Origin of the sequence: Aeromonas rivuli, from assembly GCF_020149575.1 — a bacterium.
GTDB classification, from domain to species: domain Bacteria; phylum Pseudomonadota; class Gammaproteobacteria; order Enterobacterales; family Aeromonadaceae; genus Aeromonas; species Aeromonas rivuli.
Map to the genome: position 1 here is coordinate 2915089 of NZ_CP079742.1, position 22702 is coordinate 2937790.

General features: G+C 43.7%; 20 protein-coding genes and 2 pseudogenes. 1 reads left to right on the top strand and 21 read right to left on the bottom strand.

The genetic code is table 11. The features are described from left to right. Positions 1-83: 83 nt before the first annotated feature. The 5 genes from KYK33_RS13400 to rfbC (KYK33_RS13420) form a co-directional block, all read right to left on the bottom strand. The gene (locus KYK33_RS13400; RefSeq protein ID WP_224433016.1) at positions 84-1817 is read right to left on the bottom strand and encodes a PglL family O-oligosaccharyltransferase; all 1734 of its coding nucleotides are present in this window, start codon (positions 1815-1817) and stop codon (positions 84-86) included. A gap of 100 nt (positions 1818-1917) precedes the next feature. Further along, positions 1918-2925 carry an LPS O-antigen chain length determinant protein WzzB gene (locus tag KYK33_RS13405; RefSeq protein WP_263479949.1) on the bottom strand — a complete coding sequence of 336 codons (1008 nt, stop codon included), beginning with the start codon at positions 2923-2925 and terminating at the stop codon, positions 1918-1920. Positions 2926-3084: 159 nt separating this feature from the next. Further along, positions 3085-4095, bottom strand: a complete 1011-nt coding sequence (locus KYK33_RS13410; protein ID WP_224430848.1) for an NAD-dependent epimerase — start codon at positions 4093-4095, stop codon at positions 3085-3087. A gap of 73 nt (positions 4096-4168) precedes the next feature. Further along, entirely contained in the window at positions 4169-5338 is a 1170-nt protein-coding gene (locus tag KYK33_RS13415) for a nucleotide sugar dehydrogenase (RefSeq protein WP_449500920.1), read from the bottom strand. Positions 5339-5414: 76 nt separating this feature from the next. Then, on the bottom strand, positions 5415-5942 hold the full coding sequence (rfbC, locus tag KYK33_RS13420) for a dTDP-4-dehydrorhamnose 3,5-epimerase (RefSeq protein WP_224430850.1): 528 nt from the start codon (positions 5940-5942) through the stop codon (positions 5415-5417). A gap of 163 nt (positions 5943-6105) precedes the next feature. On the opposite strand from rfbC (KYK33_RS13420), the pseudogene KYK33_RS13425 reads away from it, so the two are divergent. Beyond that, a pseudogene (locus KYK33_RS13425) lies at positions 6106-6252 on the top strand (leucine zipper domain-containing protein); the annotation flags it as partial. 212 nt (positions 6253-6464) lie between these two features. Here the strand turns inward: KYK33_RS13425 and KYK33_RS13430 are convergent. The 16 genes and pseudogenes from KYK33_RS13430 to rfbA form a co-directional block, all read right to left on the bottom strand. Further along, positions 6465-7317, bottom strand: a pseudogene (locus KYK33_RS13430) (IS5 family transposase). 206 nt (positions 7318-7523) lie between these two features. Then, on the bottom strand, positions 7524-9485 hold the full coding sequence (locus KYK33_RS13435) for a polysaccharide biosynthesis protein (protein WP_224430851.1): 1962 nt from the start codon (positions 9483-9485) through the stop codon (positions 7524-7526). A 29-nt stretch (positions 9486-9514) separates the two neighbouring features. Beyond that, positions 9515-10069, bottom strand: coding sequence for a sugar transferase (locus KYK33_RS13440; RefSeq protein WP_224430852.1), 555 nt, complete (start codon positions 10067-10069; stop codon positions 9515-9517). Then, complete coding sequence (locus KYK33_RS13445) at positions 10063-11034, bottom strand: NAD-dependent epimerase/dehydratase family protein (protein ID WP_224430853.1); 972 nt, start codon at positions 11032-11034, stop codon at positions 10063-10065. Before KYK33_RS13445 ends, KYK33_RS13440 begins: the two co-directional genes overlap by 7 nt. A gap of 35 nt (positions 11035-11069) precedes the next feature. Then, on the bottom strand, positions 11070-12065 hold the full coding sequence (locus tag KYK33_RS13450) for a hypothetical protein (protein WP_224430854.1): 996 nt from the start codon (positions 12063-12065) through the stop codon (positions 11070-11072). A gap of 63 nt (positions 12066-12128) precedes the next feature. Further along, complete coding sequence (locus tag KYK33_RS13455; RefSeq protein ID WP_224430855.1) at positions 12129-13268, bottom strand: NAD-dependent epimerase/dehydratase family protein; 1140 nt, start codon at positions 13266-13268, stop codon at positions 12129-12131. Positions 13269-13299: 31 nt separating this feature from the next. Next, on the bottom strand, positions 13300-13863 hold the full coding sequence (locus tag KYK33_RS13460) for an acyltransferase (protein ID WP_224430856.1): 564 nt from the start codon (positions 13861-13863) through the stop codon (positions 13300-13302). Beyond that, positions 13860-14579 carry a glycosyltransferase family 2 protein gene (locus KYK33_RS13465; RefSeq protein WP_224430857.1) on the bottom strand — a complete coding sequence of 240 codons (720 nt, stop codon included), beginning with the start codon at positions 14577-14579 and terminating at the stop codon, positions 13860-13862. Before KYK33_RS13465 ends, KYK33_RS13460 begins: the two co-directional genes overlap by 4 nt. 104 nt (positions 14580-14683) lie before the next feature. Then, positions 14684-15535, bottom strand: a complete 852-nt coding sequence (locus tag KYK33_RS13470) for a glycosyltransferase family 2 protein (protein ID WP_224430858.1) — start codon at positions 15533-15535, stop codon at positions 14684-14686. A 64-nt stretch (positions 15536-15599) separates the two neighbouring features. After that, positions 15600-16886, bottom strand: a complete 1287-nt coding sequence (locus KYK33_RS13475) for an O-antigen polymerase (protein ID WP_224430859.1) — start codon at positions 16884-16886, stop codon at positions 15600-15602. A 10-nt stretch (positions 16887-16896) separates the two neighbouring features. Continuing rightward, on the bottom strand, positions 16897-17712 hold the full coding sequence (locus KYK33_RS13480; RefSeq protein WP_224430860.1) for a glycosyltransferase family 2 protein: 816 nt from the start codon (positions 17710-17712) through the stop codon (positions 16897-16899). Between the two features lie 33 nt (positions 17713-17745). After that, the gene (locus tag KYK33_RS13485; protein ID WP_224430861.1) at positions 17746-18597 is read right to left on the bottom strand and encodes a glycosyltransferase family protein; all 852 of its coding nucleotides are present in this window, start codon (positions 18595-18597) and stop codon (positions 17746-17748) included. 66 nt (positions 18598-18663) lie between these two features. After that, positions 18664-19890 (bottom strand): oligosaccharide flippase family protein, encoded by a 1227-nt coding sequence (locus tag KYK33_RS13490; protein WP_224430862.1) that lies wholly within the window; start codon positions 19888-19890, stop codon positions 18664-18666. Further along, on the bottom strand, positions 19874-21010 hold the full coding sequence (locus tag KYK33_RS13495; protein WP_224430863.1) for a glycosyltransferase family 4 protein: 1137 nt from the start codon (positions 21008-21010) through the stop codon (positions 19874-19876). Before KYK33_RS13495 ends, KYK33_RS13490 begins: the two co-directional genes overlap by 17 nt. 104 nt (positions 21011-21114) lie before the next feature. Next, positions 21115-21663 carry a dTDP-4-dehydrorhamnose 3,5-epimerase gene (rfbC, locus tag KYK33_RS13500; RefSeq protein ID WP_224430864.1) on the bottom strand — a complete coding sequence of 183 codons (549 nt, stop codon included), beginning with the start codon at positions 21661-21663 and terminating at the stop codon, positions 21115-21117. 60 nt (positions 21664-21723) lie between these two features. Beyond that, the gene (gene rfbA / locus KYK33_RS13505) at positions 21724-22602 is read right to left on the bottom strand and encodes a glucose-1-phosphate thymidylyltransferase RfbA (protein WP_224430865.1); all 879 of its coding nucleotides are present in this window, start codon (positions 22600-22602) and stop codon (positions 21724-21726) included. Between the last annotated feature and the right edge of the window lie 100 nt (positions 22603-22702).

The following is a 22702-nucleotide window of genomic DNA, read 5'->3' on the forward strand; positions in this document are numbered from 1 at the left end:
TTTGCGATAACGCCATGGCCTTGGTGAAACAAACAGCAGTCTTGTCGACCAGGCGCCATCACTGGCTGGCTAGCCGCGCCGCATCAGTGAGCCTGCGTTGCCGTGGAGCTGGCAGAGACTGCGGGGCGCTTCTCCAGCGCGGTGGCCACAGAGGTGGATTTGCCACTCAGCAGCGGATCCGCCGGGTAGAGCAGCAATGCCTGCTGGCGCAGAGCCTTTGCCTCCTCTTCCCGCCCCAGGGCATTGAGGGCTATGACCATGTTGGCGTAGATGTTGACGCGGGGGGTATGGCGCACAAACTCTTGTCCCCATGCGAGGTAAGCCGCCAGCTCCTGCAGATTGTTGCTCTGCAAACCCACCAGCAGGCGCACCGAGTTGACGTCGAATTCGACCCGAGTCAGCCAGGCGAGGGGATTGACGACATCCAGCAACAAGGTGGGTTGCTTGTAGCCGCCCCGCTCATACTTGGTCACCACCCAGGCGGTGTGAATGGCGGTGAGCATGAAAGGTACCACCAGCAGGGGGATGCCGATGGCCAGAAAACGCAACAGCAACCAGGGACGGTAGACATGCTCACGCCAGTCGGGCCCTGGGGCTTGTTCCTCCACCTCACTGTCGAGCACGAAGATAAGCAACAACAAGACCCACCAGTGGGCGATTGAGTGGTAGAAGGGATACTCGGTCTGGCTGTGCAGCACGAGCGGAGTCACCAGGGCCAACAGCGCCAGCCCCTGGCGCCATCTTGCCTGACTCAAACGCCACAGCAGTGCAACCCCCATCAGCAACATGCCCAGCATGGGGGCTATGCCCCCCTCCACCGCCCAGTAGAGAAACTCGTTGTGGGGATGATCCAGGTTGTACTCAATTTGCACCATGTCTGGCTGCAGCGCCTTGTCGGCCATGTAGTGATGCAAGAACACCGACTCAAAGCTGCCATAGCCCCAGCCACTCCAGGGCGACTGCATGATGAGCTTGATGGCATAAGGCCAGTAGATGGATCTCATGCCGCCGGACTGATAGACCTCCAGCCCCCGTTTGGCCCCGGCAATCAGGTATTGGGATAACAACCCCAGCAAGATGCCGAGCGAGACCAGCAGCAATACCCGGGTCAGCTGCTGGCGACTCTTGAGCATGGGCAGCAAGAGCCCCAACCCCAGCAGGGCGCCGAGCTGGCCCACCCGGGATTGCAGCACGACCAGCAACAAGGGGCACGCCACCATGAGGCCATAGCGTAACCCTTGGAGCCAGCGCCTCTTCAGCCGCCCCTCTCCCTCCAGCCAGACGGCCAGTACCAGGCCGGTGGCCATGAAGCTTGCCATCACATTGGCCTGCTGGAAGATGCCATAGGGGCGATTGGCTCGGGTGTCATAGCCGAGCCAGTTACCCGGCACCAGCAGGTAATACTCTATCAACCCGAGAACAGCCTCAATCCCTACCGCGGCCAAGACCAGATAAAGCAACTGCTCACGCCTATCTGCACCCAGCGCCCACTGATAGAGGCAAAATAGGAAGAACAGGCCGGCAAAGAGCCCCAACAAGCGGGGAATGGCATAGTCCTTTAGCTCAAAACCGGGATAAGCCATGGGCAACAGCAGCAGGAGAGCCCCCACCCAGAGCCAGCCCTGCAAGGATGACCAGACTAGCCGCTGACGCAGTGTGACCCGCCAGAGCCCCAGCCCAATGGCCAGGCTGGCAAACACCCAGCCCCAGGCATTGAACGGCAGGTAGAGCCCTGCACCGCCCGGGTTGTGCATGAAGAAATGCATGCCCAACAACAGATAGAGCGCGAAGAGTCCAAAAAATCCTTTTTCCAGCATCTGGCCAGCATCCTGAGATTGTCTATTCACCCAGCATAACCCTTTGTCTCAAAAAATAAAAAAGAGGGCCTAAGCCCTCTTTTATCATGCCGATATGGCGTTACTTGACGCGGACTTGTTCACGGAAGGCATAACGCACCAGCACTATGCCAACTCCCAGCATGCCACCGAGCAAGGTGGCCAATACCACAATCAAGGGGCGCTTGGGCTTGTCCCGGGACAAGGGCTCGCTGGGCGAGGCCAGATAGGTGAACGACTGGAACGGCAACTCTTCGAGCTTGATCGCTTTAAGGCTGCTCAGTTGCAGGCGCAGATCGCTCAGGGCCGGGTTCAGAAACTCAGGATTCTTGATCTCCTTGAGGATCTTGAGTTTCTCGGCCAGGGCGCGAGCACCCAAGTCGATAGCCAAACTGCCCTGACTTTGCAGATTCTGTACCGGCGACTCTATGCCTGCAGCTTGTGTGATGCGCAAGCTGTATTGGGTACGAAGGATGTCGTCTTGCAGTTGTTTGAGGGTGTCGGCCCTGGCACTCTCATACTGGGAGTGCAGCGTCTTGAGCCGGTTCTGCCAGATGGTGTCCAGCTCCTTGCCCTTGGCCGCAGACTCCTGCTGCTGAATAAAGGCAATATACTGCTCCAGCCGCTGCTTGGCCTCCTCGGCCGTGTCCGCGGCGAAAGAGAGTGTGACATCTTCACTCAGCTTGTCCGGAGCCTTGGCGTCTATCCCTTCGGCCATCTTCTTGAGCAGCAGGCGCTTGCCCTTCTCCTCGGTGACCTCAGATTGAGCCGCCTCAGCGTCGAGATAGCCCTTCTCAATCAAAAATTGGCGTTTATTATTGAAACTGTTGAAGTTATTAACAAAGTCATCATATAGCGCTTTCTTGTCAAAGGCGGTAAAGGCGGTCTCAGGTACTTGGGCATTCATCAACTGGTTGATGTTGAGCTCGAGGGACTCTATCTCCTTGAGGGTCGGCTGCTTGATCTCGGCCTGGCTGACCCAGACTTGCGGCGCAGTCAGCGCATAGGCGATACCACCAGCCGCAAACAGGGCCGCGATGCCGAGGATCAGTAACTTGCCGCGCCAGAGCGTCACGATAAGCTCTCTCAAATCAATCTCATCACTGGGTCGGTTTTGAGACCAACCTGGCGGTAACGCAGTTTGCTGGGTAGGCAAGGTAGGATCTTGATTGCTCATGCTGTCACATTTCTCTTATTGGAAATTGGATTGGCTAATCGATACGGCAAGGATTGCAGCAGATATGCCGATTCAAACCTGTTGATAGTAGTCACGATACCAGTCGATAAAGGTTTTGACACCTGCTGCCACCGTCATCTGTGGCTGATAGCCAACGGCATCGAACAGGCCCCGAGTATCGGCCCAGGTGGCATGCACATCACCGGGCTGCATCGCCATCATATTCTTGATGGCCGGTTTTCCGATGGCATGCTCCAATGCCTCGATAAAATCGAGCAGTCGTACCGGGCTGCCATTACCTATGTTGAACAGGCGATAGGAGGCCGAACTCTCATCCCTCGCCCCTTGGCTGGCGGTCCACTCAGAGTTGGCAGTCGGCACATGGTCCGCCACCCGCATTATCCCCTCGACGATATCATCCACATGGGTAAAGTCCCGGGACAGCTGGCCCTGGTTATACACATCGATGGGCTCGCCCGCCAGGATAGCCTTGGTGAACTTGAACAGCGCCATGTCGGGTCGACCCCAGGGGCCATAGACGGTAAAGAAACGCAGGCCAGTGGTGGGAATGCCATAGAGATGGGAGTAACTGTGCGCCATCAGCTCATTGGCCTTCTTGCTGGCCGCATAGAGCGAAATGGGGTGATCCACGCCATCCGTGGTGGCGAACGGCATCTGGTCGTTAAGGCCATAGACCGAGCTGGATGAGGCGTAGATCAGATGGCCGATACCATGATGGCGACACCCTTCCAGTACGGTCAGGTGGCCCACCAGGTTGCTGTCGGCGTAAGCAAAGGGGTTATCGAGGGAGTAGCGCACGCCCGCCTGGGCGGCCAGATGAACCACCCGCTCGAAGCCCCCATCGGCAAACAGCTGGGCCATACCGGTACGATCCGCCAAGTCCAGTCGGATGAATCGAAAACCAGGTAGAGGGGCCAACTGCGCGAGGCGAGCCTCCTTGAGGCTCACTTCGTAGTAGTCATTGAGGTTGTCGATACCGATCACCTCATGGCCGTCAGTGCAGAGGCGCTGCACCAGATGAAAGCCGATAAAACCAGCGGCGCCTGTGACCAGATACTTCATGGGAACACCTTCAATAGCCTTGGGATAAGCCCCATCCGAGGGTGCAGACAGGGCCTCAATAATTGTTCTCTATTTAGTCGCTACCAAACAGGTCCCGGGTATAGACCTTGTCTGCGACATCGCTCAGCTCGCTTGCCATGCGATTGGAGAGGATCACATCGGATATCTGCTTGAATTCTGCCAGATTGGTGATGACCCGGGAGTTGAAGAAGCTCTGCTCCTTGAGGGCAGGCTCAAACACCACCACCTCGATCCCTTTTGCCTTGATCCGCTTCATCACCCCTTGAATGGCAGAGGCGCGGAAATTATCGGATCCCGATTTCATGATCAAGCGATAGACACCCACCACTTTGGGGTGACGCCGGATGATGGAGTCGGCAATGAAGTCTTTGCGGGTAGTGTTGGCATCGACGATGGCCCGCACCAGATTGTTCGGTACATCGTCATAATTGGCCAACAGCTGCTTGGTATCCTTGGGCAAGCAGTAGCCGCCATAACCAAAGGAGGGATTATTGTAGTGGCTGCCGATCCGTGGATCCAGCCCCACCCCTTCGATGATCTGCCGACTGTCCAGACCATGGGCCTGGGCATAGGTGTCCAGCTCGTTGAAGTAGGCCACCCTCATGGCGAGATAGGTATTGGCAAACAGCTTGATTGCCTCCGCCTCAGTACTGTCCGTCAACAGCACCGGCACATCCTGCTTGACGGCGCCGCCTTGCAGCAGGGCAGCGAACCGCTCTGCCCGCTCGGAGCGCTCACCCACTATGATGCGCGAGGGATGCAGGTTGTCATGAAGTGCCCGCCCCTCTCGCAAGAACTCTGGTGAAAACATCAGGTTATCGCAACCAAGCTCTTCTTTGAGCGCCTTGGTATAACCCACGGGAACGGTCGATTTGATCACCATCACCGCCGTCGGATTGATGGCCATCACATCCCGGATCACCGCCTCGACCGAGCGGGTATTGAAATAGTGGGTGTCCGCATCGTAGTCAGTCGGGGTCGCTATGATGACAAAATCAGCCCCTTGATAGGCGTGATGCTTGTCCAGAGTGGCCGTCAAATTGAGCGACTCATGAGCAAGATAATGCTCAAGCTCGGTATCGGCGATAGGAGACTTGCCCTGATTGATCAACTCAACTTTTTCCGCCACCAGATCGAGGGCGACCACTTCGTTGTGCTGGGCAAGCAGCACGGCATTGGACAGGCCGACATAGCCAGTCCCCGCTACGGCAATTTTCACCATGGGTTACCTTATTGATTAAATTAAGGTTCTTATTTGAATCAGTAATTGTGCCACAAAATTGCGAGTCGACCCTAACTCAGAATGGCGGGAAGATAGGTGCATCAGCATCCTTGTCGGACAAGAACAGCGGGATACCAGTCAAAATAGGCCAGTTAATAGCCAGTACCGGAGAGTCCCAACGAAAACCACACTCTCCCGCCGGAGAATAGTAGTCACTGCATCGATAGAGGACATCTGCACCCTCGCTCAATACATAGAAACCATGAGCAAAGCCGGGGGGGATCCACATCTGGTGATCGTTTTCATCGGACAGGATCTGGCCGACCCACTGCCCATATGAAGCTGAGCTCCGGCGCACATCGACTGCCACGTCGAAGATGGCCCCCCTGACCAATTTACCCTGCGGTTTATCCGCTTGGCAGTGGAGCCCACGCAGGGTGCCCTGCTTGGAGTGACTGTGATTATCCTGCACCAGGGAATAGCGGCCACAGTGGCGCTCAAACTCATCCTGGCGCAGGGTCTCCATAAAATAGCCCCGTTCGTCCCTGTGACGAGTGGGGATCAGCAGTTTGACCTCTGGAGTGGCAAGGGATTGGTATCTCATCTGAGCGCCTTCAGATACAGCAGAAAGGGAAGCGGTCCGGCACAGATAAAAGGTCCGGGCGCAGCAGCATAGGCTCCAAGTGTGATCTATCTGTAGGTTATTCACTCGGGGCATTCCCGCAGAATTGGAGGCGCCAACAAAACCAATCATCCGAAGTGCCCGAGTGAACAACCATAAAAATGCCCGATTCATCCTCTTTGGTCGACAGCTTCTTGTCCGGCGTACCCTCGAACAGGGCCTGCGTGTTGAAGAGGCCGCTCACGCTGCCGGGGTCAGTACCTTACTGACCTTATCATTTTTGAGACCCTATTGAATCTGGTGTACAGGTGTATAATCGATGCGACTCCAGGTAATAGGTGAATTTGTTCCATCTGCAGGCTGGTGTAGGCCTCTTTCATTTTGGGGAGCAATTGAAGTGCAAGCAGTCTTATTGATAATAATGCTAGGCTGCAATTTTAAGGCTAATTGGGAAAGCTGATCAGGATACATAAAATCTGCCTCGGCCCTCCCTAGGCTGTGTTCTCAAAATGCTGGTTTTCTGTCCGCCAATAGTTCCCGCAAGTAACGAAGGCAGAACGCCCGCTTGATAAAAGCTGCAAAACTTCCCGCCAGCTTTTCATACCTCGTTGAAAATCGGCGAAACTTCTTCAGCCATCCGAAGCACCGTTCGACCACATTTCGCCTGTGATAACGAGCTTTGTCCAATACCAGTGGACGTCCCTTATGGTGCCGCTGCTGGTCGCTGCGCTGCGGGATGACCGCTTTTATCCTTCTGCGCCGGAGTTCGGCCCGCAAAGCCCTGCTGCTATAGGCCTTATCTGCGGCAAGATGCGTTGGACATGAGGCGTGCGATAACGACCTGGTTGGTATCCTTGCCATGGCCAACGCACTTGTCGCATATCTGATTTCCGCTGATTGCCCCGGCGAAAGGCAGAACCCCAGCGGCAAACCATTACCATCAGTGACCAAGTGAATTTTGCTGCCAAAACCGCCACGTGAGCGGCCAAGAGCTTGATTCACCGGAGTGTTTTTTTACGCGCTCCGGCAGCATCTTTGGATGCCCTGACATTGGAGCCGTCAAGGCACCACAGGTCGAAGTCGATAAGCCCTTCTTCATTGAGATGCAGTTACAGCGCTTCAAGGATGGCATCGATGCGGCCTGTACTCTGCCAACGTCAAAAGGTGTTGTAGACCGAACTCCATGGGCCGAAACGTTCTGGCAGATCTCGCCAAGGTGCACCGGTGTGGAGTATCCAGAGAATGCCATCGAGCACCTGGCGTGGCTCGCGAGTAGGGCGTCCGCTTATGCGGTGATGTGGAAACAGGGGCTCGATGAGCCCCCATTGTGCATCGTCAACTGATAGCGACGGGACACTGCATAGGTCTTAAGCTGTTGAGAAGATGTGAGATTATATCTTCATCACTTTAAGAACACAGCCTAGTAGCAGCGTAAAACAGTTTCCCATTAGGCGATGGAATAACAAACCAAGTTGGCCACCTTCTCCCAATAATAGAATGGGCCTCATATGAACTCTAGCATATTAAAACTGCAAGAAATTTACTTTCCCGCCCCGTAATAATTCAATGAATGGGTGGGTGTGTTTCCGTATTAAGAAATTCAATCCCTGCCTTGATGGAGGTCGCAGTATACTGCTGCATGGCTGATTTTTCCTTCCAAACCAAGTCACAAATACCATCCGTCGGTGTGAATACCAGTGGTGCAGTCAACAACAAGCTGCGAAGCAGTTCATGATCGAATTGATGACAGGCTATATCAACTTCTGCCAGCAAAGAACGCAACTCTACCCATGGCAACATACTTTCATTCGCTTTCATGATTCGTGGATGTGATGTTCCCTCGACATTGTCACCAATCAAAAGCTCTTCAAATAATTTTTCACCAGGACGTAAACCCGTGATCTTGATTTCGATATCACCATTCGGATTCTTATCATTTTTCAGTAATAATCCGCTCAACCGGATCATCCGATGAGCCAATTCCATGATTTTTACGGGCTGCCCCATATCCAATACGAATACGTCACCACCACAACCCATGGCTCCTGCCTGTATTACTAACTGAGAAGCTTCAGGAATAGTCATGAAATAGCGTGTGATGTCGGTATGAGTCACTGTGATAGGACCACCATTACGAATCTGCGTACGAAAAAGAGGCACAACAGACCCTGAGGAACCCAGTACATTACCAAATCTCACCATACAGAAACGAGTTCTTGTCTGAGCCGAGGCCAGTGCTTGTAACACAAGCTCTGCCAAACGCTTGGTCGCTCCCATTGTATTCGTCGGCCGCACGGCCTTGTCAGTCGAGATCAAGACGAACGTTTCCACTCCGGCTTCGATAGCCGCTTGAGCACAATAGAGGGTACCGAATATATTGTTCCGAACCCCCTCCACCACATTGTATTCCACCAAGGGAACATGCTTGTAGGCTGCGGCGTGATAGACCGTTTGGATCCTGAAATTGCTCATGATAGTAAACAAACGATTCTGACGCTGTACCGAGCCCAACAGTGGTACTACTTCAACATCGATGCCTTCATGTTCACAAAGGTCACTGAGCTCTTTATCGATTGCATAAAGACCATATTCTGACAGTTCAAAGAGAACCAATTTTTCAGGCTTGCATCGGATAATCTGACGGCATAATTCAGAACCGATCGACCCCCCCGCCCCTGTCACCATGACTCTCTTGCCGGTGATATTGGCACTAATAAGTTCAGTGATAGGGGCAACAGGGTCCCTCCCCAACAGATCCTCGATAGACACTTCTTTTAATTCATTGATCTGAGCCTTTCCTCCGACTAAATCAGCCATGCCAGGAATTGAAAGAACCTCACAGGGGAAGGGCTCCAGCCGACGGATGACATTCTGACGCACAGCGCGCGATACACTCGGAATGGCCAGCAGGATTTTCTTCACACCAAATCGTATGATCAATTCGCCAATCATATCCGGGGAATGCACATTTATCCCCTGTATCAGGGCTTTTCTCAAATGAGTGGCATCGTCAACAAAAGCAACCGGGAAAAACTCTTGCCCCTGATTTAAAGCTAACTGAAGCTGGCGTCCAGAAGAGCCTGCACCATAAATTAGTACAGGGACTCTACCTCCTTTTCCTCGATTTACCAGCATTCTAAAGAAAAGACGCACGCCTCCAATCAGAAGGATTGCAAAAGCAAAATAAATAACTGAAACCGTCCTTGGTAAGAACACTTCAAGAAAGAAAGCAAATGTTACCAAGCATAATGTTGACACGAATATGCCTAAAGAAACGGTCCAGAGCACCTTAAAACCGACATAACGTAATACAGCACGATAAAGCCCAAGCCTAGCGAAAATAAACACTGTAACCGGAATCAGAAGAGCCAGAAGCTCCCAGTGCCGAACGCTCTGAATAGGCATAGCGATATCAAGTCTAACCCAATACCCCCCCCAGAAAGCCAATGAAAGCAATACTGAATCAGCAAACACGCTAATTATCCGCTTGTATAAGCGAGATATGCCAAGAAAAGACGTCAACATGATATCACCAACATTATTAAATATTATCACTATGATTTAATAGCATCACCACGACCCTTTCCTGTGACCGTCATAATAATATAGCGAAAGTAATTAGCCACATTTAACGTGTCGATCATGATTCGATCAGTTTTGGCTAATATTTGTGGCGTTGACATATCAATGTTTTGAACCTGTGCCAAGCCAGTAATCCCAGGCAACACCTCATAAACACCCAATGCATCACGCTCTTTGACCAGCTCTTCCTGATTAAAGAGATTAGGTCGCGGCCCAACCAGGCTCATCTCCCCCTTAAGCACATTGATCAGCTGTGGCAGTTCATCGATTTTAGTCTTACGTAAAAAGGCCCCTAACTTGGTGATCGAACTTGTGCTCGCCAAGTGGCTCGCCACCGACTGGGTATCGACCGACATGGTGCGAAATTTAATCAACTTAAACGGGTTCTTATGTCGTCCGACACGTTCTTGTATAAAAATTGGCGAGCCGGTATCAAACAGGCCGATCAAGGTGACGACCAACAAAATAGGCCAAAGCAATAACAAGCCAAAAAATGCTGCACAAAAATCAAGCGCTCGAATCAACATCCTTCTTTATCCTCAATAAAACAGCGTTTAATCCCCTCCTCGAGCGATATCGGTGGCTGCCAACCCAATGTTGTTTTGGTGTGGCTGATATCGACCTGCAGATTACCACACAACCGCTCAATCACCGCATGCTTACCCGTCAGCTTGCCTGCTAATCGTAACCAGCTCATTGGCACCGGCAATAATCGCGGAGATTTCCCCGCAGCACAACTCATCTTCTCAAGTAACTGAGTGGTTGATACATCCTGATCATCACTAACCAAAAAGACCTGATTGGTAGCATGAGGGTGGGTGACACAGGTAATGATCAGATCAACTAAATTATCCAACGCAACAAAACTTCGCTGATTATGAACTGCCCCAAGTGGTAACCATTGACCATACCTTACAGTTTGAGTCAACTTACCAAAATTTCCCGGGGCATTGGCACCATAGACCAATGGTGGACGAATGATGACCACTTCAAGACCAGTCTCTTTAGCTATCTGACGCAATCCCAACTCTGCAGCATATTTTGATTGGGTATATTCATCCCAAGGGGCAGCAACATCATCATACTTGAATGGCCCTTTTTGATTATGGCTACCGTTGACACCGATTGAGCTAATAAACACAAACCGCTTAATATCAGCCGCTATCGCTTGACGCGCCAGTTTCAACGTGCCATCACAATTTATATGGTTCAACTCTGCCTGGCGGTCGGTCGCATTTTTATTGATATGTGCCTGCGCAGCACAATGAATGACCACATCAACATCAACCAAGGCCGGGGCATAATCCGCCGAAGCACTAATCTCACCTACCACATGGCTCATTATTTGAGGACTGGCATCAGCAGCACGGTCATCGTTCACCCCAACCGGTGCGCGGCGACCATAAGTACGGATTGCCACTTCTGGTTGTTGCATTAGCTGCGTTAACACTGCATTACCCACAAACCCGGTGGCACCGGTTAGTAGAATCATAAATATCCCTTTAAATAAACCAACTGTTTAATTTTTTATGATAACAAGTTGATTAGCCATGTCGATAACCTGTATTTTTCAAGAATTTCCTTATCAACATGCTGATATTGGGAATGTATAAATGCAGGATCTACTTGTGGATTATTTCTATCCACGATGATAATGTTATTCCTATTATAGAAATCATATTCAGCCACATTTTTATTTGTAGTAATTAGCTTCTTTTGCATCCCTAGCATTTCTATCGTTCGCATAGTAAGTCCATTTTGACTAGGATGCTCGATATCAATTACTACATTTGTGCCTGCTAAAATAGAGGTAATTTCTTTAGATGTCATTGAATTAAAGGATATATCTTTAAAAGAAACCCCGTTTAATTCATTAGTGAATAATTTTTTTAAAATAAACAATAGCTTACTAGGAGAAAAATAGAATAAGTAATTTTCATTCTTTTTCATACCTAAATCATCAATAATTTTTTTTACTAAATTGTAACGCCCACTATGTGCCGTCCCGATAAATGCAAGCTGATAAATGTCACGAGATTGGTTATATTTTTGTGCGTATGCATCTATATAAAAAAGTGGCAAAAATCCAATTTTAGAGTTGATTAATGAGTCGGTTTTATCAAATGTCAAAACCTTATCAAAGTGCCCAATCAAATCAAAAGCATTTTTTTTGTTTTTAATTGAATCCCAAAGATATAACACTGTTTTTATTTTTTTATTATTTTCCTTAATATCTTTTATGAAATCTGTAGTCATTGTTTCTGGGGCTATAACGAAGAGATAATCATAATTCACAGAAGCCGACTTTTGAATAATATTAGAGTAATGGTATTCTATAGACTTTTTTATTGCCGCTTTAAAATTAAGTCTATTCAATATTTTCGCAATAGATGACTCAAAGGGCCTTTCATTAAAATAATCAACTTTAGCACCAAGGTTTATTAACTCGAGTTCAATCTCGCGCTCGTATCCAAAAAAACGAGGGCAAATGAAAAGTATTTTTTTTCCAGATAAATCGTTCATCTTATTTACCGATGCTAAAATAAGTGCCTTTGTTACTAATACTGCAAAGGCACTGAATGATTGTTATTTATAAAGACCTTTCTTTTTCATTTCTTCAATCGACTGTTCATAACGGTCAGCTTGAACACCTTGCAAGTTCACCCAGTCAGTAAATTTTTTCATGCCTTGCGCAAAAGTGATCTTAGGTTCAAAACCGAGATCGTTTTTTGCTCTAGTTAGATCTGCATAGTTATGGCGAATATCACCAACCCGATAATTACCGCTAATCTGGATGTTTGAATCACTACAGTAAATATTTTTAAGGGTTTGCGCTACTGTTAACACGTCTGTACAAACACCGGCACCTACATTATACACCTTACCGGCTGCTGATTTATCGCTGTTAATAGCTAAGCAGATAGAGTCAACAACATCGTCTATATATACAAAATCGCGGCTCTCTTCACCATCTTCAAAAATGTTAATGTCATTACCATTCTTGATGCGCGTTGAGAAGATAGAAAGAATTCCAGTATAAGGATTGGACAACGACTGACCTGCACCATAAACATTCTGAAAGCGCAATGCGACGGTATCAATTCCTAAGCTATTGCCAGTAATCAAGAACATCTGCTCCTGCACTTGCTTTGTCACACCATAGATGGATGAAGGGTGAATCTTGCTATCTTCATCTGTGGCCATCAGCTCAACATCAAGATCACACACAGGGCATTTTACATTGAAATCACCTTGCTGCATGGTTGCATCAAGTCGCGCAGTTGGGTACACCACACCATGTTGTTGACAGTGATATTTGCCTTCGCCATAAATTGAGCGTGATGATGCTATCACCATTTTTTTAATGCTATGTTTTTGGTTAGCTAATAAATCAAGAAAAATGGCACTGCCACCGACATTAACATCGCTATAACGCTTAATTTGATACATAGATTGCCCTGTCCCCGTCTCAGCAGCCAAGTGCACAACTGTATCTATGCCCACAAGAGCTTTTAGCCAATCATCTTGTGATTCAACTGTTCCTTTAATAAAGGTAACTTTATCTTTAATCGCAATATAGAGTGGGGACAAATCAGGATTACCACCATGAATTTGAGGCGATAAATTATCTAGCACAGTAACAGAATGACCGTCTACAATTAATTTAAGTGCTAAATTAGAACCAATAAAGCCTGCACCACCTGTAATCAATACATTTTTATTCATAGAAACCCCAAATTTACTATTAGCATTAAAATTATAAAAAGTTACCTTCGGTGTCAGTACGTTTCCAGCACTTTTCTTCAATGTGATACCGCTTAATTATTTTTGCTGGAGAACCAGCAAGCATGCAATAATCACCGAAAACACCTTTAACAACTGAATTTGCACCGACCACACAACTAGCACCTAGCTGTGTCCCAGGCAATATAACTGCACCATAGCCAATGAACGAATTTGACCCAATGTATGTTTTGGCTATTTTTAATGGCTGTTGCATTACATGAATATTGATATCATCAAAAGTATGATCTACATCTGAAATGAATACATTTGCAGATATAGTAGTGCCAGTGCAAATTTTTACTTCGTTTGCACAAATTAGATGTAAGTTTTGGCCGATAGAAACATCATCCTCAATAATAAATTTACTTTTTTTGAAAGCCTCAATTCTAGCATTAGGATATATTCTTACCTTCTTACCTAAATGGAAAAATTTTAATCCAGATAGAAAAATTGGCCTACCAATATAACTAAAAACCCCAAACTCAGACATAAATGGCTTTAAGAGCAATGCTCTAAGCAACCAGATTGCTTTCATTTTCCACCACTCAGAACCCGCTTAATTAACATTAAGCACGAAATAATCCTGACCATTATTTTATGGGAAAAGGTATTTTTACTTTTTCCCCCACCAGTAGATGTATTACTTGAATGGCGGCGATATAACATAAAAGGCTCATTTAACACACATACATTAAATTTCAATTCTGCAATAAGTGATAACCAATAATCGTGTGCAATGTATTTTGTGTGGCCAGGGAATGGTAATGCTATAGAAAGAACGTCTCTATTAAAAGCCATACACGCACCTATGTACCTAGGGAAAGCGAGATTATTAAAAAAACCTTTCTTAACATTGCTCGATTTAAAATGAGAGGCTGAAAGTTCACCTAGCTTATCATCAACCACACGGCAATCGCTTACAATAAAGTCATAAGTTTTAAGCAATTCAATACATCTATTAACTTTACCCGGCAACCATACATCATCTTGATCTGCTAAAAAAATAATACCACCAGTGCAATTTCTTAGGGAGTTTTCAAAATTATTTGTATAACCACGAGGTCCATCGTTAATGATGATTTTAATTCTTGAATCATTCAGTCTGCGAACTACGGCTATTGTTTCGTCATTAGAACCATCATCAGAAATGATTACTTCATCATCACCATTTAATTGACATAAAATTGATTCTAGCTGCTCTTTTATATACTTCTCACCGTTGTAAGTGGCCATGCAAACAGAGACTTTCATAATAAACTCACTACTAAGAAACGTTGGAATTGAGAATTAAGCTGAGCGCCTCACCATTTAATCAGAGCCATTATATGCAGCAAGCAAAACATATACTTTAGTCATTAGTTAAATCTTCCTAAAGTGCCATCACGTAAGCCACGATAAAAACTGGATATATATGCCAATCGCTCACCTTTTGCAACCGCAATTAATATCATTTGATGAATAATTGCGAAAGAAATCTCTCTATAAGCTAAGCGCTTGGGTATATGAGCTTGCCTTAACAGATAAAAAGCATTTCTAATCCGGTAGTAACGTCTAAATGGGCTATGTTTTGGTACATAAAACGCCCCTAACTTTAATGTTTTATCACCAATAGAATGTGTCATTCTTGCATTTGGTATAACTAAAATATCAAAGCCTTTGTTATAAGCCCGTAGACACCACTCAGTGTCTACATAGTCAATAAACAACTCATCTACCATATAACCAATTTCAGTTAATGCTTGTACATCAACCATAGTGCCAGAGGATATAACGTTACTAACTTTAAAAGGAGCATCATCAATAGCAGGGTAGTATTTAGTTCTTTTACCATGTTTATCAATATCGACTATCGAATAAATAAAACCACGCGCCAAATCAGTAAAAACGGGAGCGGTAATACTTGCTTTTTTATCTAAAATAGGCTGATAGAGCTTCTTTATAAACAGTTCATCTGCTATTGAAGAATCTTGGTCAAAAAAAATAATTGCCTCTGCATTCTGTCTTAGTGCATATTTAATACCTGTATTTTGTGCTTTTGCGATACCATAATTAGAATCTAACTTGATAAGTTGGCAAGGCGCAGAAACATCTTCCTTACTCGCATTATCAACAATAATCGGTGTAACTCCCGAAGAGATAAGTGCATTCACCAATAAAGTTAAATTAGATTCATTAGGATTATATGTAACTATTATGCTATAGATCATTTAGATATACCGAAATATAAACGACGTTAATTGCGTAACAGGATTAAAACTGATATGAAATGGCTCATCTTCTTATTTTAAATTGATATCGGAAGCTTATAGAATAAATGAAGCAAAGTAATATAAATAATTGATTAAAATAATTTGTAAATGGGCTCATGAAAATAGAATAAAAAACAACACTGAATACTAGCGTTGCAGATAACGACCTAGAATTTATAAATTGACTATAAGTAAAATTAACAATAAACCCGTATAGAAAAGCAAACAAAGCAACGCCGACAAAACTAAAGTCAAGGTATAAATCTGCGATTATTGTACCCAGCCTCTTATAAGAATCCAACTCATCACTGAATTTAAGATCTAATGCAGAGTCAACGTTCAATATTTTTAAGTACGCCTGCAAAAAATACTTTCCAAAATGTAGCTCACCATCATTGGCATTAATTATATTATTTAATGTACTAAGATTCTGTGTGGTGTATAAATTGAATGTTACATCAAACATATTAACATCGTAATCACTTTCAACACCAGAATATGCTTTCATATACTCAAGTTCACTAACTCCCTCTCTACCAAATCCTATATACCGTATTGAACCTACCACAATAAAAAGAACAGCAATAAAAACAAAAAGCTTAGCAATTGGCTTATCAATTTTTAAATTATTAATGTTTATATACGCAAAAAAGGTTGAAAAGATGCAGAGCAACATTAACTGCCGCGACAGCGCATTAAAAATCATAAAAAAACAGATTGAAACCACTAAGAAATAGCACCACTTGCTAATCCTCTGTTTTTTATATAAAAAATAATAGCACGCCGGCAATAACGCGATTAACATGTAGAAATAATGGAGAATAGGTATGTATTTTTTTTCAATATAAGCATTTGCACCTTTTAACGTCTGTATAATAGCAAATCCGTTGTTTAAAAATGATTCAGCAAAAAAAACTATCGTGCCAATAATAAAAAACACATGCACTCTAAGTGGTGAGTCCCCCTTATCTAGGGCATAGGATTTTTTATAATGAAAAATAACACAACCGAAAATGTAAAAGAAAAAAAACAAAACAATATTACTAATTGTTTCTGTGGAAAAAGTCTCTTGCCTACTTGACAAATAAAACTGATGGTAAAACAAGCCAAGCGCAAAGGGGGCAAGCATTGTTATTGGATTGAACCCACTGCGATACAAATAAAAACTTGCCACACTTATTACGTTAAATGCAATCAACGTAATAATAACGGTGATCAGATTGCTATTTACCTTATAGCTCAAACTGATGAAATAATTAAAAACGAATATATTGGTTAAAACAAAAAAAAGTAAATTTTTTATTTTCATTTTTTAGATCTTATTTAAAGATACTTCGCTTAATTTGTCTTAAATAACAAATTAATGATCTAATCCCACAATCACGGACAACCCTGCTAAACCTTAACTTCCCTGCAAGGCTCAAACCATGTGCTGACATATATGTAAACCACTCGTTTCCATATTTATCTTTATACATCTCCGCCATTTTAAGGTAACTTTTTGAGTCACTATCAGAAACACGAGAGCGGTTAGGATCTAAGTTAACCGCATAATCCATGCGCTTTATCTTGTAACATGTACCTTTTTCTAGTACCCGTAAGATAAAATCCCAATCTTCTAGCGATTTATAACTGGTATCAAAGCCACCAAAGCTAAGGAAAATATCACGCTCCATCATAAAACCAATATCAATATCATTTTGATATTGAATATCTTTTTGTCTTATCTCACCAAAGCACTGCTTTTTTGCTGGTTGTATGGTAGTAAAGTCACCTGTTTCATAGAAGCGACCCGATGACACCATAATGTATTTCCTCTGCTGAGTAACATTTAGCATATTATTCAATCTACCGGGCAGATACATATCATCATCATCAAGAAAAGTTATGTATTTTCCTTTCGCAAGGCTCACACCATAGTTACGAGCGCTTGCCGCGCCATGCTTACCTGGATTACAGGTAAAAGTCACCGGATTTGTTATGGCAATATTAAGAATTTCATCGCTGATTGAATTATCTGTATCATTAACCACAATAACTTCTAATTTAGCGACACGTTGATTTAATGCTGAATAAATGGCCCGTGGCAATGTATCATTTCGATTGCACGTTGGAATTATGACGCTGACTTGCATACTAAGCCCTAATTTTCCTATTATAAATAGAATTTATAGTTTTATAAATTTATTTACTAAGTTTTTTTTCACGTAACTCTTGGTTAATAAAACTGTTTTAAAAATCATTATGTAAATCTTTGCCAAAAAAATATTCCAACCTAACTTTTCAACTAAACTGAAATTCCAATGTTCAAAATATTTTGAAAGTCGCCATTTTAATTTTGCAAAATCCTCATCATTTTCACCTGATGCATCATGCTGAAAGTTGCACTTTATTATATTGAAGCTATTGAACTTTTTAGCATAGTCATTACAAAACTCAGTATCCACACCATAAAAGCTCAAAGATTCATTAAATCTAATACCAGTATCCCATAATGTTCGTGAAATTGTCATACCACTACCAACGGCAAAAAATTCATTCGATGCAAGTGAACCTTCCACTTTAGATATATCGACATACCTAATAACACAACTATTAGTCAGATAATTGTACTTTTGATAACGAGGCGAAATAATTAAACCACTACTACTAGAGTAAACTGTAGGAACGACTAGTTTAGGGTTTTCTATGGCATCTATTTTATCTTTAAAATCTAACGGTACAACACTGTCTTGATCTAAGATACTGATAAATTCACAATTATCGACCAAAGCCAACTCTATAACCCTGTTATATACAGTTGACAGCTTTTCATTTACCCCATAATAAAGATATTTTATTTCACATGTTCTTATTAAATCAAATTCACTGACTTGATGCTGTGGCGTTGGGCTATTATCCCACAAATATACAGCAGCGGCATGAGGCCGCTCTTGTAACAGTGTCAGTAGCGATTTAAATGTACTAGATTCAAATACGCTTTCATTATAAATTACGATTAAATAAGCATGTATATGCATAAGTAAATCTCACCAAAGTATTATAAACCGCTTATTTTTAATAACTTTTATATTTACAGTTAACATTCAACGATATTTAATAAAATTTGTTTTAAATATAAACAAATGCATATATATCATTACTAACACACCACAGAACTCACCAATAATCATTCCGATAAAAGGGCTTAGATATGTGAAAGTACTAAACAAAAAAATTGTTGTAAGTGGACTAATGGTTGCAACAATTAGATTGGATATTGTAGTGATTTTTTCCAACCCTAAAATAACACTTGACTGTGTATCGATATATACCGCAAGTGAAGTACAAAAAACTGATGTCGCGATTAATAAAATGTATGATTGTTCGAAGTTTATCTCCTCACCTAAAAATGTGGAAATTACTGGTAATCCACTACAACAAAACAGAGAAAGCCCAACCACTAAACATATCAACATTAATGTAAAGTATTTACTATGATGATAGAATAACATTCCAGTTTTAAATGACCTAAAGGCATCCGGCATAATAAATCTATTCACCATATTAGGGATTGACATTATCGTCGATGCTAATGTTTTTATTAGATTTAGGGTGGCTAACTCTTTGCTTGTAACTAACAACCCAATAACTACTTGGTCTAAATAAGAGTAAACTGAGCCAATAGCCCCGTTTGTATAGAAATATTTAGCACCAAACATGTCACTCTTAATATTACTTAAGTTAGGTTTAAAAACATATGATTGTCTTGCAATAAGAAAAGATATTATTGCAGGAGAAATTAAACTGAAAGCCATTATTAAGATATATTGGCTAAAGTCACTTTCACTTTTAACAAATAAAAACAATAATATTAATGCAAGCGAACGCAATAATAATGTTCTAAAAAATATAGTCTTATAGTCTTGTTTGGCTTGAAAAAGCCACTCTACATTCATAAATGAAAAAAAAGTTATGGATATATAAAGTGCATAGAGTGGCGTTAACAACCCCAACACTGTTATCACAAAAAATTGAATCGCAGTAGCGATCGAAGACATAATAAATTGAAATGATACAATGCGACTAAAAATTGTTTCTTCTTCAACTTTTTTGTCTACCCCCATCACGTTGCTAAAAAGGCGTAAAGCGTAGGGATTTACTGCCAATACAAATAAAAAAGAAAATAACTGATGAAAAAGTGCGGCATGTAAATTCTTTCCGTACAATTCAGGCCCGACAGTTTGCAGCACATAGGGCAAAGTAACTAGCGGAAAAATAGCATTTTGAATAGTATTTAAAATACCATAGGAAAGATTAATTTGTTTGTTCATCAATGATCTTGGCCAACTTGTTACAAATAGACTTCCAATCAAAATTAGATATGCCAAAATCCATTTGCTTTTTTCCTAGCAAGGGCTCACTTGCCGCGGCAGATTTTAGCGCTTCGGTAAACGAGTCAACAGTTTGCTCTTTGGCGATAAAGCCAAGTGTACCCATATTTGTTACATCTGCTACACCTCCAACATCAGTGGCTGCTATAATACAACCATGAGCAACCGCCTCAGGTAAAACTAGCGCAAACCCCTCCCAACGAGAACTTAACGCAAAAACTTTAGCTCTTCGCATATGAGAAAATAACTGTTCTCTATTTAGATGACCAACAAGAGATATTGCCCCATGGTGCACCTTTCTTGTTTTTTCTTTTATGTAATTTACTAACTCTTGATCATAACTACCAGCAAGAATTAGTTGCCAACCATCTTGCCATAGCTCTGATTTTAAAAACGAATCTATCATTAATTTTGTGTTTTTTGGGTATGACTCAAGACGCCCTGCTGAAAATATTAACTTTTCTTTATCATTAAAAAAATCAATATTATTGGAATCAATCTCCCCCTCACTTAATAAAACACCATTTGGTATTAGATACGTTTTGCCACTGATATTCCTTTTCTGTTTTAGATAGCTGAACGCCTGCGCTGTCTCAGCGCTAAAGATATCAACGAATCCTAGCAAGAAATCTCTTATGTGCTTTTTATAAAACTTAGAGCTATTAAATAGCTCTTTGGCACCCTCACTTCTAATATCAAGCTTTATATATGAAGAAACATTACTAAAAAAAACTTTAATTAAAAATGAAAGAACCACATGTTTAGGATGGAAATGGTAGAAATTGACTACTACTTTATCATTCTCAGTCGAGAGATTGTGCAATATTCTTAAAACATCAAATACATTGTAACTTGATGAGGTAATGCTGTTTATATTATTCTTTATCAATTTAAATTCAACAGAATTAAATAGCTTTTCATCTATGACAATACTTGCATTGCTTAATATATAGGATTTATATCCGTGGTCACTGGCCATATACCTTGGTATCATACCCACATCTTTATAAAGATGTGTTTTTTCAAACGGAGGAAATATAGTAACAAATGCTTTTTTCAACTTGTCAACCTTGATCATATTGATAGCACGTTAAAATATACAGAATGTATTAATTCAACGATATATATTAAGATGCAAAGAGCTATTTCTGAAGATTATAAGAATCATTCAAACATGATGGCACTTGAAAGCATCATGGCAACATGATCTTTTGTGGATAAACTTACCTCACCTTCAATCGGCCACTCAATCCCTACTTGCGGCTCATCCCAACGAATGGCCCCCTCAGATTGCGGCGCATAGTAGTCCGTGGTTTTATATAAAAACTCTGCCGTCTCGCTTAGTGTGACAAAACCGTGAGCAAATCCCTCCGGAATCCAGAATTGGCGCTTATTGTCAGCTGACAGGTGCACACCAACCCATTGCCCGAAGGTCGGTGAGTTTTTGCGAATATCTACCGCTACATCAAACACTTCACCCACTACACAACGCACTAGTTTGCCTTGTGCATGGGGAGGCAACTGATAGTGCAAGCCACGTAACACTCCTTTTGAAGACTTAGAGTGGTTATCTTGTACGAAAGTCACTGGATAACCGACTGCTTCTTCAAACTGTTTATGGTTGAAACTCTCAAAGAAAAAACCACGATCGTCACCAAATACTTTTGGCTCAAAGATAAGCACGTCAGGAATTGCTGTCTTGATTACATTCATCTGTATACCCACATTTAATTCAATCTTTATTGGGGGCGTACTCCCTCCCCCAAAATCACATCAGGCTTTGGCAACCATTCTTAACAAGTATTGGCCATAAGCATTCTTTGCCAACGGCGCAGCAAGCTCACGTATCTGGTCGGCACTGATAAACTTCTGGCGATAGGCGATCTCTTCCGGGCATGCCACTTTCAACCCCTGACGTGTCTCGATGGTCTGAATAAAGTTGCTCGCTTCAATCATGCTTTCATGGGTGCCGGTATCAAGCCAGGCATAACCACGGCCCATCATGGCCACCGACAGATTGCCTTGCTCAAGGTAGATGCGGTTGACGTCGGTGATCTCCAGCTCACCACGCGGTGATGGCTTCAGGCTCTTGGCAATCTCGACCACGCTGTTGTCGTAGAAATAGAGGCCGGTGACCGCATAGTTGCTCTTGGGCTCCAGTGGCTTCTCTTCCAGAGAGATAGCGGTGCCTTCTTTATCAAACTCAACAACCCCATAACGCTCTGGGTCATGCACGTGGTAGGCAAATACAGTGGCGCCACTCTCTTTGGCCTCAGCCGCCTCCAGCTGTTTCTGCAGGTCGTGGCCGTAGAAGATGTTGTCACCCAGCACCAGCGCACAGGGGTCTGAACCGATGAACTCTTCACCCAGAATAAAGGCTTGTGCCAACCCGTCCGGGCTTGGCTGTACCTTGTATTGCAAGTTCAGACCCCACTGGCTGCCATCACCCAGCAATTGCTCAAAGCGGGGGGTATCTTGCGGTGTGCTGATGATCAAAATATCGCGAATACCGGCCAGCATCAAGGTGCTCAGTGGGTAGTAGATCATCGGCTTGTCATAGATGGGAAGCAACTGCTTGCTCACTGCCATGGTCACCGGATAGAGACGGGTGCCAGAGCCCCCGGCCAGAATAATGCCTTTACGTTTAGTCATGATGCTTGTTTCTTATTTTTAAACTGCAAAAGAAAAGGGTGGCTTGAGGCCACACCTTTTACGTTTTATCCCTGCCAGCCAGGGATGCATTCAATACATC